The organism is uncultured Jannaschia sp., assembly GCF_947494025.1.
Classification (GTDB): domain Bacteria; phylum Pseudomonadota; class Alphaproteobacteria; order Rhodobacterales; family Rhodobacteraceae; genus Jannaschia.
In genome coordinates this window covers 220,342-237,087 of record NZ_CANLTQ010000003.1, presented here as the reverse complement: position 1 = coordinate 237,087, position 16,746 = coordinate 220,342, and the positions used below count along the sequence as shown (strand labels likewise).

General features: G+C 67.2%; 17 protein-coding genes. 11 read left to right on the top strand and 6 right to left on the bottom strand.

Annotation, left to right across the window (positions count from 1 at the left end; translation table 11 throughout):
• The first annotated feature begins 86 nt into the window (after window positions 1-86).
• The 4 genes from Q1B08_RS07735 (at window position 87) to Q1B08_RS07720 (ending at window position 4,037) form a co-directional block, all read left to right on the top strand.
• Complete coding sequence (locus tag Q1B08_RS07735; protein ID WP_299816807.1) at window positions 87-563, top strand: fasciclin domain-containing protein; 477 nt, start codon at window positions 87-89, stop codon at window positions 561-563.
• A gap of 132 nt (window positions 564-695) precedes the next feature.
• Entirely contained in the window at window positions 696-1,394 is a 699-nt protein-coding gene (locus tag Q1B08_RS07730; protein ID WP_299816805.1) for a type 1 glutamine amidotransferase, read from the top strand.
• On the top strand, window positions 1,381-2,778 hold the full coding sequence (locus Q1B08_RS07725) for a glutamine synthetase family protein (RefSeq protein ID WP_299816803.1): 1,398 nt from the start codon (window positions 1,381-1,383) through the stop codon (window positions 2,776-2,778). The genes Q1B08_RS07730 and Q1B08_RS07725 overlap by 14 nt, the downstream gene beginning before the upstream one ends.
• Window positions 2,775-4,037 carry an FAD-binding oxidoreductase gene (locus Q1B08_RS07720; RefSeq protein ID WP_299816801.1) on the top strand — a complete coding sequence of 421 codons (1,263 nt, stop codon included), beginning with the start codon at window positions 2,775-2,777 and terminating at the stop codon, window positions 4,035-4,037. The genes Q1B08_RS07725 and Q1B08_RS07720 overlap by 4 nt, the downstream gene beginning before the upstream one ends.
• 1,169 nt (window positions 4,038-5,206) lie before the next feature.
• On the opposite strand, the gene thyX is transcribed toward Q1B08_RS07720, so the two are convergent.
• Window positions 5,207-6,106 carry an FAD-dependent thymidylate synthase gene (thyX, locus tag Q1B08_RS07715; protein ID WP_299816799.1) on the bottom strand — a complete coding sequence of 300 codons (900 nt, stop codon included), beginning with the start codon at window positions 6,104-6,106 and terminating at the stop codon, window positions 5,207-5,209.
• 120 nt (window positions 6,107-6,226) lie between these two features.
• Here thyX and Q1B08_RS07710 point away from each other — a divergent pair, with 120 nt between their 5' ends.
• Entirely contained in the window at window positions 6,227-6,661 is a 435-nt protein-coding gene (locus Q1B08_RS07710; protein ID WP_299816797.1) for a VOC family protein, read from the top strand.
• Window positions 6,662-6,665: 4 nt separating this feature from the next.
• Here Q1B08_RS07710 and Q1B08_RS07705 read toward each other — a convergent pair whose 3' ends face one another.
• From Q1B08_RS07705 to yajC, 4 genes are all read right to left on the bottom strand, one after another.
• Complete coding sequence (locus Q1B08_RS07705) at window positions 6,666-7,022, bottom strand: Mth938-like domain-containing protein (protein ID WP_299816795.1); 357 nt, start codon at window positions 7,020-7,022, stop codon at window positions 6,666-6,668.
• A gap of 241 nt (window positions 7,023-7,263) precedes the next feature.
• Entirely contained in the window at window positions 7,264-8,229 is a 966-nt protein-coding gene (secF, locus tag Q1B08_RS07700; RefSeq protein WP_299816793.1) for a protein translocase subunit SecF, read from the bottom strand.
• 1 nt (window position 8,230) lies between these two features.
• Entirely contained in the window at window positions 8,231-9,895 is a 1,665-nt protein-coding gene (gene secD / locus Q1B08_RS07695) for a protein translocase subunit SecD (protein ID WP_299816791.1), read from the bottom strand.
• A gap of 1 nt (window position 9,896) precedes the next feature.
• Window positions 9,897-10,217: a preprotein translocase subunit YajC gene (yajC, locus tag Q1B08_RS07690; RefSeq protein ID WP_299816789.1), complete on the bottom strand. Its 321-nt coding sequence runs from the start codon at window positions 10,215-10,217 to the stop codon at window positions 9,897-9,899.
• Between the two features lie 164 nt (window positions 10,218-10,381).
• On the opposite strand from yajC, the gene serS reads away from it, so the two are divergent.
• Window positions 10,382-11,674, top strand: a complete 1,293-nt coding sequence (gene serS, locus Q1B08_RS07685; protein WP_299816787.1) for a serine--tRNA ligase — start codon at window positions 10,382-10,384, stop codon at window positions 11,672-11,674.
• Window positions 11,675-11,776: 102 nt separating this feature from the next.
• Here serS and Q1B08_RS07680 read toward each other — a convergent pair whose 3' ends face one another.
• Window positions 11,777-12,469 (bottom strand): HAD family hydrolase, encoded by a 693-nt coding sequence (locus Q1B08_RS07680; protein WP_299816785.1) that lies wholly within the window; start codon window positions 12,467-12,469, stop codon window positions 11,777-11,779.
• Between the two features lie 103 nt (window positions 12,470-12,572).
• Here Q1B08_RS07680 and clpS point away from each other — a divergent pair, with 103 nt between their 5' ends.
• From clpS to Q1B08_RS07655, 5 genes are all read left to right on the top strand, one after another.
• Window positions 12,573-12,896 carry an ATP-dependent Clp protease adapter ClpS gene (clpS, locus tag Q1B08_RS07675; protein ID WP_299816783.1) on the top strand — a complete coding sequence of 108 codons (324 nt, stop codon included), beginning with the start codon at window positions 12,573-12,575 and terminating at the stop codon, window positions 12,894-12,896.
• A 73-nt stretch (window positions 12,897-12,969) separates the two neighbouring features.
• Window positions 12,970-13,887 (top strand): methyltransferase, encoded by a 918-nt coding sequence (locus tag Q1B08_RS07670; RefSeq protein ID WP_299816781.1) that lies wholly within the window; start codon window positions 12,970-12,972, stop codon window positions 13,885-13,887.
• Complete coding sequence (locus Q1B08_RS07665) at window positions 13,884-14,696, top strand: SDR family oxidoreductase (RefSeq protein WP_299816779.1); 813 nt, start codon at window positions 13,884-13,886, stop codon at window positions 14,694-14,696. The genes Q1B08_RS07670 and Q1B08_RS07665 overlap by 4 nt, the downstream gene beginning before the upstream one ends.
• A 35-nt stretch (window positions 14,697-14,731) precedes the next feature.
• A complete protein-coding gene (locus tag Q1B08_RS07660; protein WP_299816937.1) occupies window positions 14,732-16,363 on the top strand; it encodes a peptide chain release factor 3 in 1,632 nt (543 codons plus the stop codon).
• Window positions 16,360-16,728, top strand: coding sequence for a hypothetical protein (locus tag Q1B08_RS07655; RefSeq protein WP_299816777.1), 369 nt, complete (start codon window positions 16,360-16,362; stop codon window positions 16,726-16,728). Before Q1B08_RS07660 ends, Q1B08_RS07655 begins: the two co-directional genes overlap by 4 nt.
• The last annotated feature ends 18 nt before the right edge of the window (window positions 16,729-16,746 follow it).

The window sequence follows — 16,746 nt, the reverse complement described above, 5'->3', positions numbered from 1 at the left end:
CGTCCTGACGCAGGCGCATTGATCCCCGGAGTGGTCGGCTAGGTGGTTGCGCGACGCCACGAACGGCGTCTCAAGGGAGACACATAATGATCCGCAGAACATTCCTTTCGATCGCTGCTGCCACCGCCTTCGCCGTACCCGCCTACGCGCAGGACATGGACATCGTCGACACCGCGACCGAAGCTGGCAATTTTACCACGCTTCTCGCCGCCGCTGAAGCCGCGGGCCTGGTCGAGACCCTGAAGGGCGACGGCCCCTACACCGTCTTCGCGCCCACGGACGACGCGTTCGCCGCTCTGCCGGAGGGCACTGTCGACGAACTCCTGATGCCCGAGAACCAGGAGCAGCTCACGTCGATCCTGACATACCACGTCGTCCCCGGCGCGGTCATGTCGAGCGACCTGACTGACGGGATGATGCCCGAAACCGTCGAGGGCAGCACGCTCGAGATCGGCACCACCGACGGCGTGATGGTCAACGACGCGACCGTCACCCAGCCGGACATCGAAGCCTCGAATGGCGTGATCCACGTCATCGACACGGTGCTGATGCCCTCGATGTGAGACCGGACGGGGCGGCCTCTGCTGCCGCCCCGCTTCACCCGGGACCATTCCGTCCCCCCGCTCCCGTCCTCGCCTTGCGGATGCGCGCATCCCGGCCTAGCCTCGCGGCACGCATCGCAAGCGCAGGTTTTCATGCATATCGGAATTCTCCAGGCGGGCCATACGCCGCCGGAACTTCGCGCCGAACTCGGCGATTACGACGCCATGTTCGCACGGCTTCTCCACGGGCACGACTTCGCGTTCTCCGCCCACGACGTCGAGAACATGGTCTTCCCCGAGGACGTGCATGCCGCCGATGGCTGGCTCGTCACCGGGTCGCGGCACGGCGCCTACGAGGATCATCCCTTCATCCCCCCGCTCGAACGCTTCGTGCTGGACGCGATGGCGGCCGACGTGCCGGTGGTGGGCATCTGTTTCGGTCACCAGATCGTCGCGCAGGCCCTGGGCGGCCGCGTCACGAAATTCCCCGGCGGCTGGGCCCTTGGCCGCGCGGATTACGCGACGGCGGGCGGTCATACGCTGACGCTCAACGCGTGGCACCAGGATCAGGTGACGGACCTGCCCGACGGGACCGTGGTGCTGGCCGGAAACGAGTTCTGCGTCAACGCGATCCTTGCCTACGGGCGCCGCGCTTTCACGGTGCAGCCGCATCCCGAGTTCGACGATGCGCTTATCAATGCGTTCGTGTCGCTCCGCCGCGGTACTGGGACCTATCCGGACGCACTCATGGACGCGGCCGCCGCCGAGACCGGCCGCCCGGTCGACGCGGACCGCATCGCTGCCGCCGTTGCGCGGTTTTTCAAGATGCGGGTGGCCGATGTCGAAGGCTGATTCGACCCACGCCCCCCTGCCCCCGTCCGGCTCCAACTGGGTGGAGCGCGCGCCGCCGCATGCCCGCGCCTATGTGGAGGGCCGGCGCCTTGACGAAGTGGAGTGCATCGTCGCCGACCTGTCGGGCATCGCCCGGGGCAAGGCGATGCCGGCGGCCAAGTTCGCCAAGCAGAGCCACTTCTATCTGCCGAACTCGATCTTCCAGCAGACGATCACCGGCGACTGGGCCGATGACGGCGACGCCGCTTTCCTCGAGCCCGACATGGTGCTGACGCCGGACTTCTCGACCACCTGCGCCGCGCCCTGGACGGCCGACTGGACGATGCAAGTGATCCACGACATGTACGATCAGGCCGGCGCGCCGGTGCCGATGGCGCCGCGCAACGTGTTGAAGCGCGTCGTCGGCCTCTATCATGACCGCGGTTGGAAACCGGTCGTCGCCCCGGAGATGGAGTTCTACCTCGTCGCCCGCAACGTCGATCCTTCGAAGCCGGTGGAGCCGCCGATGGGCCGGTCGGGTCGGCGCGCGGCGGCGCGGCAGGCCTATTCCATGTCGGCGGTCGACGAATACGGCCCCGTGATCGACGACATCTACGACTTCGCCGAGGCGATGGGCCTGGAGATCGACGGCATCCTGCAGGAAGGCGGCGCCGGTCAGGTGGAGATGAACCTGCGCCACGGCGACCCGGTGAAGCTGGCCGACGAGATCTTCTACTTCAAGCGCCTGATCCGCGAGGCGGCGCTGCGCCACGATTGCTACGCGACCTTCATGGCCAAGCCCATTCAGGAGGAGCCGGGCTCGGCCATGCATATCCATCACTCGATCGTGGACATGGAGACGGGACGCAACCTCTTCGACGGCGGCGGCGGGACCGAGACGGCGGCGTTCCTGCATTTCATCGGCGGAATGCAGCGGCACCTGCCGTCGGTCATCGCGCTGCTGGCGCCCTACGTGAACTCCTACCGCCGCTACGTCCGGGACTTCGCCGCGCCGATCAACCTCGAATGGGGACGCGACAACCGCACGACCGGCCTGCGCGTGCCGGTCTCCGAGCCGGAGGCGAAGCGGGTGGAGAACCGGATCGCGGGGATGGATTGCAACCCGTATCTGGCGCTCGCCGGCTCCTTGGCCTGCGGCTATCTCGGACTGATGAGAGAGATCGAGCCGGCGCCGCAATTCACTGGCGACGCCTACGATTCCGGGGAGGGCATCCCGCGCGACCTGTCCGCCGCGCTCGACCTGTTCGATGCGGATACCGAGATCCACGAGGTCCTGCATCCGCGCTTCGCCGCCATCTACGCCGCGGTGAAACGGCTGGAGCACGGGGCGTTCCTGCAGGTGATATCGCCATGGGAGCGTGAGCATCTGCTCCTGAACGTATGAGCTGGCTGCATGCGAACGGCGACGCCTGGCCCGGCACGATCTACGACGAGGGGCTGGCGCCGGCGCCCGGGCATCCGCCGCTCCGCGCCCGGCGCGAGGCCGATCTCTGCGTCGTGGGGGGCGGGATCACCGGGCTGTCGGCCGCGCTCCACGCCGCGCGGGCGGGCATGTCGGTCGTGGTGCTGGAGGCGCAGCGCGTGGGCTGGGGCGCGTCGGGGCGCAACGGCGGGCAGATCGGGCGCGGCTTCAACTGGTCGCAGCGGCGGCTGGAGGCGAAGCTGGGCGAGCGGACGGCCCGCGCGCTCTGGGATCTGTCGGAGGAGGCGGTGCGGCTGACGCGCGACGCGCTGCCGCCCGAGGCGGGGCACCGCTCGGGCATCCTGACGGCGGCGCGCTCGGACGGGGAACTGGCGCGGATCGCCGAGGATGCCGAGTGGATGAACGGCCGCTACGGGACCGGGACGCGGGTGCTGACCCGCGACGAGATCGCGGCGGCGATCGGGACGCGGGCCTATGCGGGGGGCGTGCTCGACCGGGTGGGCGGCACATGCAACCCGCTGGCCTATATCCGCGCGCTGGCAAGGCAGGCCACCGAGGCGGGCGCGGTGATCCACGAGCGCTCGGAGGTGCACCGCGTCCACGGGACCGAGGCCGCGACCGCGCAGGGGGCCGTCGCCGCGCGGTTCGTGCTGCACGCGACGAACGGGTATTCGCCGCACCTGACCGGGCCGACGGCGGCGCGGGTGCTGCCGATCAACAACTACATCGCCGCGACCGCGCCGGTGCCGGGGGCCGAGGGACGCGACGGCTTCGCGGTGGCCGACGACCGCTTCGTGGTGAACTACTTCCGCTGGACGCCCGAGGGGCGGCTCATCTACGGCGGCGGCGAGAGCTACGGCCGCCGCTTCCCGCGCGACATACCGTCAAAAGTCCGCGCCAACCTCGCCCGCGTCTATCCGGAGCTGGCGGAGGTGGAGTTGACCCATGCCTGGGGCGGCACGCTCGCGGTGACGGCGACGCGCCTGCCGTATCTGGCGGAGGTGGCGCCGGGCGTCTTCGCGGCGGGAGGCTATTCCGGGCACGGGCTGGCACTGGCGGGCCTCGCGGGGCGGGTGGCGGTCGAGGCGATGCGGGGCGAGCGCGCCCGCCTCGACCTCCTCGCCCGCCTCCCCGTGCCGGCGCTTCCGGGCGGGCGGATCTTCGGACCGTGGGCGGCGCAGGCGGGGATGGTTTGGGGGGCGATGCGCGATCGGGTCTAGCCAACCGATCGCTCCGGTAAAGCGATCGGAGCGCAGAGCGCCCGGAGCGTAAACGGAGGGCTAGGGAACGGCTCTGATCGTCCTGTAAATGTAAGGGCCGAAACCGAGGCATGCGCCCGACCGAGGGGGGCGTGGAACACGCCCGCCATGGGGCGGACGGGCGTGTGCCGGGCCGCGGGGCGACCCGGCCTCGTGGAGTGAGGTGGGGTCCTACGTCAGCCGGATCGGGGTTTCCGCTGAGCGTGCTAGTCGCCGTCCGCTCCCGCTATAAGGATCAAGCAAGGTGGGACTTAGCAGAATGTCGATCTATTCATATCTAATTATTTTCCTATAGCGAAAGACGGCGCTAAATTCTCATTACCCTTTGCTTATCATTTCCTTTAAACAGGGAGGTCCCGAATTTTGGTGATAAGCTTCTTACCATGACCGAGGAGCCAATCGTGTCCATACTCCATTATACATTCCAAGTGCCGCTCTCTACTTATTACGATTACAGGTGGCTTATACTCGACACCTTTATTAATAAAGGGCTCAGGCCGAAGAAACATCTCGCGTGAAACCCTACTCTCAGGATGGCTTTTTGAAACAACCCCCTTCTCAAAATCTGGGAGCCTTTCATAGCTGAAAGTACCATCTGCGCTTTCAACGGCAACTTGGTTGTTATAGGCATTAGATGGGGCGGTCTGTATATTATTTCCGTTACTAACTTGCAAAATTCTCGGGTAAGATGCTGTTCCAAGAATTGTATTCCCTAATGTTGGGACAACGGATCTTGAAACGGTATAAGTTGAAGCAGACCGAGCTTGCCTGATATATTGTAGTATAGGACTGCTTTTGACCTGCGGCTCAAGATTCGGCAAAAGCCGACTATCGAATAATAATTTGTTACGGGCCTTTATAAGCTCAAAAGCGTCTCTCCATTCTTTTATATAATCATGCCAGAAATCTTCTAACGCACCCCAATCGGCTGCTTGGTGAAAGCCTCTAAGACAGCTTTCGACCTTACCAAGAGACCTTTCTACCGCATAAGCTTCGTCCCGCCTAACAAACATCTCGTTCCACCTTATTTGGCTCAGCAATCACATAGGCTATTCGAAAAGACGATTCCTATGGCATCTAAAACATCCCGCTTAATCTAACCTATAATATATGGGATACTTTCAAGCCATCTATCTCACCACTCCCATAAACTCCCGCCATTCCCCTTTGCTCATCCCGCTCGTCTCCTGCGTCACCTCTTCCCCCGCCAGCATCCGCCGGACGCAGTCCACCCCCCGGGCCGAGAGCGACGCCCCGCCCAGCCGGTAATCCTCGAAGGCCGCGTAGGCCGCCGGGACCCAGTCGCGGACGATCTCGCACAGCGCCTCGGCGTAGACGCGGATCTCCATCTGGGCGTGGGGATCGGCGCGCAGGCGCAGGAAGTGGAACAGGTTGTGGAGGTCCACCTTCCAGTACCATTGCGTGTAGACGTTCGCGGGCAGGTTCATCCGCGCCAGCTCCCGCGCGAGTCCCTGCTGGCCCTCCTGCGAGATCATCGCCTCGTAATGGTCGTAGGCGCGGTTCGCGTCGTCGCGGAGCCAGCGGAGCACCCGCGCCGCCTCCTCCCCCGCGAGCGCCTCGCCCCGGCCCTGATTGTTGACCTCGGATTGCGCGGCGAGGTGTTCGGGCGCGGGGATGTAGAACTCCCGGTCGAGGATCGAGTAACGGGCGGAATACTCGTTCACGTTGGCGGTGCGGTGGCGGATCCATTGCCGCGCCACGAAGACGGGGAGCTTCACGTGGAGCTTCACCTCGCACATCTCGAAGGGGGTCGAGTGCCAGTGCCGCATCAGGTAGCGGATCAGCCCCTCGTCGTTGGAGACGGCCTTGGTGCCCCGCCCGTAGCTCACCCGCGCGGCCTGACAGATCGCCGCGTCGTCGCCCATGTAGTCCACCACCCGGATCATCCCATGGTCGAGCACCTCGTGGGCCGTATGGAGGTGACGCTCCATCCCCGGGGCCACGGCGCGCAGGGTGGGGGTGGGGGTCGCGCGAAGCTCCTCGATCTCGGCCAGCTGTTCCGGTGTCATGTCGTCCCTCGCATCGGTTTTGCGGGGACGCTACAGGGCACCCCGCGCGCGGGACAGAGGGGCGGCGTGATTTCGGTCGCCCGCGTCCTACGTGCCGCGGGGAACAGGAACGGAGGGCATATGCCGACGACTTATCTGCACACCATGGTCCGGGTGAAGGATCTCGACAAGACGATCGAGTTCTTCAAGCTGCTGGGGCTTCAGGAGCGCCGCCGGAGCGAGAACGAGAAGGGGCGCTTCACCCTCGTCTTCATGTGCCCGCCGGAGCAGGCCGACGGGACGGCGGACGTGGAGTTGACCTACAACTGGGACGGCGACGAGAAGCTGCCCGACGATTCGCGGCATTTCGGACACCTCGCCTACACGGTCGACGACATCTACGAGATGTGCCGGACGCTGCAGGAGGCGGGCGTGACCATCAACCGGCCGCCGCGCGACGGGCACATGGCCTTCGTGCGCTCACCCGACAACGTGTCGGTCGAGCTGCTTCAGGCGGGCGAGGCGAAGGAACCGCAGGAGCCCTGGGCCAGCATGGAGAATACCGGCCACTGGTAGGGGTTCAATCCACGGGGAGGACCGCGGCGGCGACGCGCCGTCCCTCCCCCACCAGCACGTTGTAGGTGCGGCAGGCGGCAGGGGTGTTCATCGCCTCGAGCCCGAGCCCCGCCGCCTCCACCGCCTCGCGCAGGTCGCGGGGGACATGGGCGATCTCGGTTCCGGTGCCGACGAAGATCACGTCCACCTTCCCGGCAAGGGCGGTCAGCGCGTCGATGTCGGCGTAGCCCTGCCAGCCGCGCAGGCCGCCCGGATGGACGATCACCGCGCCCTGCACCACGTCACCGCCGACCCGGAAGAAGCCGGGGCCGTAGCCGTCGAAGGGGCGGGCGTCGTCGTAGGTCATCTCGGTAAGTTGCATGCGGGTCGAGGTAGGGCCGGGCCCTCAGTCGAACAAGGGCAGGCCCGCCACCGCGATGACGAGATGGGCGAGCGTGCGGTAGCGACAGGATCGCGACCGCCTTGGACGCCACGACGCCGGCGGCGATCGGAAGAAAGATGAGGGCGGTCCCGAACCCCGTGAAGCCGAGGCGGAGCCTGGCGACGAACGTGGCGCCCAGCAGCAGACCAGCCCCGGCTCCGCCAGGGCCGATCCGGGTGCTTCAGGCATCGATATCGGCGAATTGCGTGCCAGCCTCGGCGGGCTTCTTTGGGTCGCGGTCGACCCCGAGCATCAGGACGATATTCTTGGCGACATAGACCGACGAATAGGTGCCGACGACGATGCCCCACAGGATCGCGAAGACGAAGCCCCGGATCACGTCGCCGCCGAGGACAAGCAGCGCGGCAAGCGCGACGAGCGTCGTGCCCGAGGTCATGATCGTCCGGCTCAGCGTCTCGTTGACGGAACGGTTCATCACTTCGATCAGGGACGTCTTCTTGTATTTGATAAGGTTCTCGCGAAGCCGGTCGAAGATCACGACCGTATCGTTGATGGAATAGCCGATGATCGTCAGCAGCGCCGCGATCGTGGCGAGATCGAAGCGGATCTGCAGAAGCGAGAACAGCCCGATCGTCACGATCACGTCGTGAAACAGGGCCGCCACAGCGCCGATCGAGAACTGCCACTCGAACCGCAGCCAGATGTAGAAGAGGATCGCGAGGAGCGACGCCCCGACCGCAAGGAGAGCGGTGGTGATGAGTTCGCCCGAAACCTTCGGCCCAACGGATTCGACCGACGGAAAGGTGATGGAAGGGTCGACCTCCTGCAGCGCTGTTTCCACCGCCGCGATCGTCTCGGGCGTGACCGCCTCCGCCCCCTCCTGCGCCTGGATGCGGATTTGCGCGACGTTCTGGTCGGCCTCGAAGGTCGGGTCGAACACCTCGGTGATGGTCACGTCGCCCAGCCCCAGCGGCGCGATCGCGTCGCGATAGGCGCCGACATCGACGCTCTCCGCGCTTTCGGTCCGGATCGTCGTGCCGCCGAGGAAATCGATGCCGAAGTTCAGCCCCACCGTGAGCCAGATGACGATGCTGGCGATCACCGCCACGACGGAGGCACCGAGCGTCAGCCTGCGGTACATGAAGAAGTCGTAGTTCGTCTCGGCCGGAACCAGTCTCAGGCGCATGTCAGACCTCGATCTGTTTGGGACGGCGGCGCTCGAACCACATCACGATGAGAAGCCGCGTGACGAAGATCGCAGTGAAGACGGAGGTAAGGATGCCGATGCCGAGCGTCACCGCGAAACCGCGAACGGGCCCGGAGCCCAGGAGGAACAGGATCACGGCGATGATGAACGTCGTGATGTTGGCGTCCACGATGGCCGACAGCGCGCGCTCGTAACCCAGATCGATGGCCCGGGCGGGGCCGCGCGCGGTCTTGAGTTCCTCGCGGATGCGCTCGAAGACGAGGACGTTGGCGTCCACCGCCATGCCGATCGTGAGCACGATGCCGGCGATGCCGGGCAGCGTCAGCGTCCCGCCGATCAGGCTCAGGATGCCGAAGATGAGCATGACGTTCACGCCGAGCGCCACCGTTGCGAACACGCCGAACAACCCGTAGCTTGCGACCATCACGACGACCACGGCGACCATCGCGACGATGGAGGCGACCTTGCCCGCGTCGATGCTGTCCTGGCCGAGCTGCGGCCCGATCGTGCGCTCCTCGAGAAAGGTCATCTCGGCGGGCAGCGCGCCGGCGCGCAAGAGGATGGAAAGCCGGTTGGCCTCCTCCACGCCGAAATTGCCGGTGATCTGGCCCGAGCCGCCGGTGATCGCCTCGTTGATGCGCGGCGCGGTCACCACCTCCTCGTCGAGGACGATGGCGAAGGGGGCGCCGACGTTCTCGGCGGTATAGACGCCGAAGGCGCGCGCGCCGGCCGGGTTGAAGCGGAAGGTGACGGCGGGCTGGCCGTTCTGGTCGAAGGCCGGCTGGCTGTCCACGAGGTCGTCGCCGCTCACGACAGGCGTGCGCTCCAGCGTGTAATATTCGTTCGGATCCTCCAGCCCGCGCAGCAGGATCTGGCTGCCGTCGACGCGTGCCTGCGGATCGGTCCCGCGGGCCACGACCGGATGGAAGGTCAGGCGCGCGGTGGTACCGATCAGCGCCTTCAGCTCCTGCGCCGAGCCGATGCCGGGCACCTGGATCAGGATGCGGTCCTCGCCCTGACGCTGGATCGTCGGCTCCCGCGTGCCGGCCTCGTCGACGCGGCGGCGGATGATCTCGAGCGACTGCTCCATCGTGCGGTTGTCGGTCGCCGCTCGCTCCGTCTCCGAGAGTCGCAGCGTCAGCGTGTCGCCCGACCCCGTAACCTCGATGTCGTCCTGCCCGACGCCACCGAGCGAGACGATGGGCTGCGCCAGATCCCGCACGGCGTCGACGGCGGCCTGAAGCCCCCCGGGCCGGCTGATACGCACCTGCAGCGTACCGGGGGCGCTGTCCTGCCGGCGGATCGTGCCGACCTCGTCGCGCAAGCCCCGCAGCGCATCGCGGACCTCCGGCCAGTAGCCGTCGATCCGGCTCTCGTAGACGTCGCCGAGCTGCACCTCGGCCAGAAGATGCGCGCCGCCGCGCAGGTCGAGGCCGAGATTCATCAGCGAGGCCGGAAGCCAGTCGGGCCAGGCCGCCCGGTCGGCGGCGAGTTCGGGTGTCTCGACAGCACCGCGCTCGACGGCGAGCACAGCGTCGTTGTGGCGCTCGACCCGCGAATAGAACGCATTGGGAAGCGCCAGCGCCAGACCCGCGAGGCAGAGGGCGAGGATCGTCAGCCGCTTCCAGAGCGCGATCTGGAGCATCTCAGGTAGCCGGATCGGTCTTCGAGAGGACCTGTGCCACCGTGGCGCGGACGACGCGGACGCGGACGCCGTCGGCGATCTCCAGTTCGATCTCGTTGTCGTCCTTCACCTTCGAGACCTTGCCGACGATTCCGCCCTGCGTGACCACCTGATCGCCCCGACGAAGCGCGGCGACCATGGCACGGTGCTCCTTCACCTTCTTCTGCTGCGGACGGATCAGGAGGAAGTACATGATCGCGAAGATCAGGATGAGCGGCACGAAGCTCCCGAGTCCGGCGGCGGCGTCGCCCAGGCCCTGCGCGTTGGCGGCGGTTACGAACATGTCCTATCCCTTCGGTTCCGGGGCATCGTGGCGCACCCCTGCCAGAAATCGTGGGCGAACCTATGCGCCGCGTATCGGGCGTGCAAGCGGCGGTGGCAACCTCTGGTCGTGTCTCGACCGCTGTGGCATGTCGCGGGCGACGCGACGACATCGGGGACCGAGCCATGCACGACATCCGCATCATCCGCGACGACCCGGCGGCCTTCGACGCCGCCCTGGCACGCCGGGGGGTGTTGCCGGTTTCCGCCGATCTGCTGGCGCTGGATGAAACGCGCCGGCGCGCGATCACGGGGGCTGAGACCGCGCTGGCCGATCGCAACGCCGCCTCCAAGCAGGTCGGCGCCGCCAAGGCCGCGGGCGACGAGACCGAGTTCCAACGCCTGCGTGGCCTCGTCGCCGCCAAGAAGGAAGAGATCGCAGCCCTCGAGGACGAGGCCCGGAGCGCCGACAATGCGCTGCGCGACGCGCTCCTCGAGATCCCCAATTTGCCGGATGCCGACGTCCCCGACGGCACCGATGAGGCCGACAACGTCGAGATCGCCCGCTGGGGCGAGCCGGCCGCCCTCGACTTCGCTCCGAAGGAGCATTTCGAGATCACGGGCGTGACGCCGGGCATGGATTTCGAGACCGCCGCCAAGCTCTCGGGCAGCCGCTTCGTGTTGCTCCGGGGCGCGGTCGCGCGCGTCCACCGGGCGCTCGCACAGTTCATGCTTGACACGCATGTGCAGGAGAACGGACTGACGGAGCATATGACGCCGGTCCTCGTGCGCGACGACGCGATGCTCGGCACGGACAAGCTGCCGAAATTCGGTGACGACAGCTTTCTGACGCGCGAAGGCTACTGGCTCATCCCCACCTCGGAGGTGACGCTGACCTATTCGGTCGCGAAGGAGGTCCTCGACGAGGCCGCCCTGCCCCGCCGCATGGTCGCGCACACGCTCTGCTTCCGCTCGGAGGCGGGCAGCGCGGGGCGCGACACGGCGGGCATGCTGCGCCAGCACCAGTTCGAGAAGGTGGAGATGGTGTCCGTCACCCACCCCGACCACTCGCGGGAGGAGCTCGACCGGATGACACGCTGCGCCGAAGGCATCCTGGAGCGGCTCGGCCTGCCCTACCGCACCGTCGTCCTGTGCACCGGCGACATGGGGTTCGGCGCACGGCGCACGCACGACATCGAGGTCTGGTTGCCGGGACAGAGCGCCTATCGCGAGATCTCGTCCTGCTCCACCACCGGCGATTTTCAGGCTCGCCGGATGAACGCGCGGTTCCGTCCGGACGGCGGGGGCAAGCCGGACTACGTCCACACGCTGAACGGCTCCGGTCTCGCGGTCGGGCGCTGCCTCATCGCGGTGCTCGAGAACGGTCAGCGCGCCGACGGATCCGTCGTCCTGCCCGAAGTGCTCAGCCCCTGGCTCGGCGGCCGGCTCACGATCACGTCCGAGGGCGCGCTCGTCTGAGCGGAGAACGATCATTCGGGCCGGGAAGAAGCTGGCACGCGCCGTCTTCCCGGTCCGAGACGCTTCCGCGGGAGGCTCCGCGTTCGGCCCGGTGCGCCGCCGTCAGATGTTCGCGACGAGGCCGGGCAGTTCCGCGAGGTTCGCGATGCGGCGAAAGCGCGGGGCGTCCTCGGGCGCGTCGGCACGCTCCAGCGCCCATTCGATCTCCGAAGGGCAGAACACGCCCCAGGCCCCGGCCTCGATGGCCGGGACAACGTCGGACTTCATCGAATTGCCGACCATCAGCGCGCGGTCCGGCCCGTCGCCGTGACGGGCGAAGGCATGGCGGTAGGTGGCGGGGGTCTTGTCGCTGACGATCTCGACCCCGTCGAACAGGTCGCGCAATCCGGATTCCGCGAGCTTGCGCTCCTGGTCGAGCAGGTCACCCTTGGTGATCAGCACGAGCTTGTGGGACCCCGCGAGCGTCCGTACCGCGTCTTCCGCCCCGTCGAGGAGGTGGACCGGATGGCGCAGCATCTCCCGCCCCTCGGCCAGGATCTCGCCGATCACCGCGGCCGGCACCCGGCCATCGGTCACCTCGATCGCGGTTTCGATCATCGACAGGGTGAACGCCTTGATGCCGAACCCGTAATGCCCGATGTTGCGACGCTCCGCCGCGAGCAGCCGCTCCATCAGGTGATCGTTCCCTGCGTGGTCGGCCAGAAGCGCCGCGAAACGCTCCTGCGTCAGGCGGAAGAAGCTCTCGTTCTGCCAGAGCGTGTCGTCGGCATCGAAGCCGATCGTGGTGACCGTCATGCGGCGACCCCCTTTCCTCATGCGCCGCGTTCATTATATCAAGGCATCCAGCCCGTCACCCGCCAATGGATCGCTCCCCATGTCTCCGACCGAGATCACAGCCATGGCCCAGAGTCCCGAGGACGGCGACGGCGACACGTCCGTCGTCACCAAGACCCGTCCGAAGACCGCAAAGCCGCCGCTCTACAAGGTCATGCTCCTGAACGACGACTACACGCCGATGGAATTCGTCGTGATGGTGCTGGAGAAGTTCTTCCAGATCGGCCATTCGCAGGCCGTGGAGATCATGCTCACCGTGCACAAGCGCGGCCTCGCGGTGGTCGGCGTCTTCAGCCACGAGATCGCGGAGACCAAGGTCGCGCAGGTCATGGACTATGCGCGCCGTCACCAGCATCCGTTGCAATGCACAATGGAGAAGGAGGACTAGTCCTCCCCTCGCGATGCAGTCCCGTCTGACCCTTGCTCGCGCGTCCGGTGTCGTGACCTTGCCCGAGGGACGGGTGGCGCTGCTCCGTCCGCCGGTCGACCTCGACCTGGAGGGCCTCGACCCGGGACGTCTCGTCGCGGTGCACGGCTTCCGGCCTGATCACGATGCCCTCGCCGCGCGGGGGCTTTCCGTTTCCACCGGGATCGAGGAACCGGTGGCGGGCGTGGTGGTTTTCGCCACGCGGTCGAAGGCATTGACCCACGCGCTCATCGCCGGAGCCTGCGCCGCCCTGCCCCCGGGCGCGCCGGTCGTCGTCGACGGTCAGAAGGGCGACGGGATCGACTCGCTCCTGAAGGCGTGCCGCGCCGCGTTCGACGTGGGCGAGGTCTTCTCCAAATCCCACGGCAAGTGCTTCGCCTTTCCCGCCGCGCCGGCGCCCGTCGACTGGACCGACGCGCCGGTCGACGCGGACGGGTTCGAAACGCGCGCCGGGGTCTTTTCGGCCGATGGCATCGATCCCGGCTCCGCCCTGCTCGCCGCGGAGATGGGGCCGCTTTCCGGGCGGGTCTGCGACCTCGGCGCGGGCTGGGGGTTCCTGTCCCGCGCGGCGCTCGCCTCGCCGGAGGTCACCGAAGTGGCGCTGGTCGAGGCGGAACGCATCGCCCTCGACTGCGCCCGTCGGAACATCGCCGATCCGCGCGCCGTTTTCCACTGGGCGGACGCGACGCGCTTCGAGGCGGAACCGTTCGACCACGTGCTGAGCAATCCGCCCTTCCACACCTCCCGCAAGGCCGACCCCGAACTCGGGCGCGCCTTCGTGCGGGCCGCCGCCCGCCTGACCGCGCCGCGCGGCCGGTCCGTCTTCGTGGCGAACAGGCACCTGCCCTACGAGGCGACGTTGCAGGAGGCGTTCGGCGCCGTCGTGGTGCTGGGCGAGGTGGCGGGCTACAAGGTGATCCAGGCCGAAAGACCCAAGCGGAGTCGCCCATGAGCTTCAGCATCGAAGGCAAGACCGCCATCGTCACCGGGGCGGCGAACGGGGTCGGCCTCGCCATTGCCCGCCATTTCGTCGAGCAGGGGGCGAACGTCGTCTTCGCCGATCGCGACGAGGGCCGGCTCGAGGCGGAGGTCGGCGGCGCGCAACTCGAGGAGGGCGCGCGCCTGCACTACTTCGCCGGCGACCTGCGCGAACGGCTGACCGTCGCGAATCTGCTCTCGGCCACGATCGACGCCTACGATCGCGTGGACATCCTCGTGAACGCCTCGCGTCAGATGCTGATCACCGACCCGCTCGACGCGGAGGACAACTCGGTGATGACGCTTCTGGAGCAGAACCTGATGACCGCCCTTCGTCTGAGCCAGGCGGTGGCCAAGCGGATGATCCATCAGGCGGCGCAGGACGGACAGGACGAGGGGATCATCGGTACGATCGTCAACGTGGGGTCGATCGCCGGGCGGCGCACGCAGCCGGAGCTTCTCGCCTACTCGATCAGCGCCGCCGCGCTCGACCAGGCGACGCGCAGCCTCGCCGTCTCGCTCGCCCCCGCGCGGATCCGCGTCAACGGCATCGCCATCGGCTCGGTCATGTCGAACAACCTGCAGACCCGTCTCGGCGGCTCCGACGAGCTTCGGCAGGGAATCATCGACGCGACGCCGATGGGCCGGATCGCCGCCCCGGCCGAACTGGCGGAAACGGTGCAGTATCTCGTCTCCGAAGCGTCGGGGTTCATGATCGGGCAGGTCCTGACCGTGGACGGGGGCCGCACGCTGATCGACCCCGTGGTCGAACCCGCGCATTGACGGGCGCGATTGCGGCGCACCCGCGCCTTGCCTATATGCCGCGCATGCCCGACACCCTCCTGACCAACGCTCCGCCGCTTCCGCCCGAGATTGGCCGCCGACGCACCTTTGCGATCATTTCGCATCCCGATGCCGGCAAGACGACGCTGACCGAGAAGTTCCTTCTCTACGGCGGTGCGATCCAGATGGCGGGGCAGGTGCGCGCCAAGGGCGAGGCGCGGCGCACCCGCTCGGACTTCATGAAGATGGAGCAGGACCGGGGCATCTCCGTTTCCGCCTCGGCCATGTCCTTCGACTTCGCGCGGGGGGCGGAGCGCTACCGCTTCAATCTCGTAGACACGCCGGGACACTCCGACTTCTCGGAGGACACCTACCGCACGCTGACCGCGGTGGACGCGGCCGTCATGGTGATCGACGGGGCCAAGGGGGTCGAGAGCCAGACGCGGAAACTGTTCGAGGTTTGCCGCCTTCGCGACCTGCCGATCCTCACGTTCTGCAACAAGATGGACCGCGAAAGCCGGGACACGTTCGAGATCATCGACGAGATTCAGGAGAACCTCGCCATCGACGTGACGCCGGCCTCCTGGCCCATCGGCGTCGGACGCGATTTCATCGGCTGCTACGACCTCCTGCACGACCGGCTGGAGCTGATGGACCGGGCGGACCGGAACCGCGTGGCGGAGACGGTAAAGATCTCGGGACTCGACGACCCGGAGCTGGCCGAGCGCGTGCCGGCCGACCTGCTCGCGACGCTGCGCGAGGAGGTCGAGATGGCGCGGGAGCTGCTGCCACCGATGGATGCGGCCGCCTTTCTCGAGGGCTCGCTTACGCCGATCTGGTTCGGCTCCGCGATCAATTCCTTCGGCGTGCAGGAGTTGATGACCGGCATCGTCGAATACGGCCCGCCCCCGCAGCCGCAGCGCGCCGAGCCGCGTCAGGTCGGCGCCGAGGAGACCAAGGTCGCGGGCTTCGTGTTCAAGGTGCAGGCCAACATGGACCCCAAGCACCGCGACCGCGTGGCCTTCGTCCGCCTCGCTTCGGGCCATTTCGAGCGCGGCATGAAGCTCACCCACGTCCGCTCGAAGAAGCCGATGGCGATCTCCAACCCCGTTCTGTTCCTCGCCGCCGACAGAGAGCTGGCCGAGGAGGCCTGGGCCGGCGACATCATCGGGATCCCCAACCACGGCCAGCTCCGCATCGGCGATGCGCTGACCGAGGGGGAGGCCCTGCGCTTCACCGGCATTCCCTCCTTCGCGCCGGAGCTTCTGCAGGGCGTGCGCGCGGGCGATCCGATGAAGGCCAAGCATCTCGAGAAGGCCCTGATGCAGTTCGCCGAGGAAGGGGCGGCCAAGGTCTTCAAGCCGGCCATCGGCTCCGGCTTCATCGTGGGCGTCGTCGGGGCGCTTCAGTTCGAGGTTCTGGCGAGCCGGATCGAACTCGAATACGGCCTTCCCGTTCGCTTCGAGGCGTCTCAGTTCCAGTCCGCCCGCTGGCTTTCGGGACCGAAGGACGCGGTCGAGGGCGTGATCGCGAAGAACAAGCAGCACATCGCCCACGACAACGATGGCGACCCGGTCTTCCTGACGCGCCTGCAATGGGACATCGACCGCATCGAGCGCGATCACCCGGAAGTTACGCTGTCGGCGACGAAGGAGATGATGGTGTGATCCCGCGCGCGACCGTCGCCGCGGCGCTCGGCCTTCCGGCGACGACGGATGCGCTTCCCGAGGGCGACCTGCCACTCGACCGCTTCGCCGCGCGTTACATCGCCTATCTGGCGTCCGGCGATACCGAGAGCGATGCGGCGGATGGCTGGACCGGGGCGGTGATGGATTACCTGATCGCGGAGGATCCCGATCTCGCGCTGGCCGCGATACGCGCCGGCTTGCCGCAGGACGAGGCCGATCGTCTTTCGGATCCTCTGGCGGAACTGGCGCAACGCCCGAACATGACCGCCGTCATATCGCGCGCGGCGTCGGACGACCCCGCCCTGGCCCGACTGGTCGATCGCGCGAATGCCGGGGATGATTAAGGGGTTCGCCCCGGATCG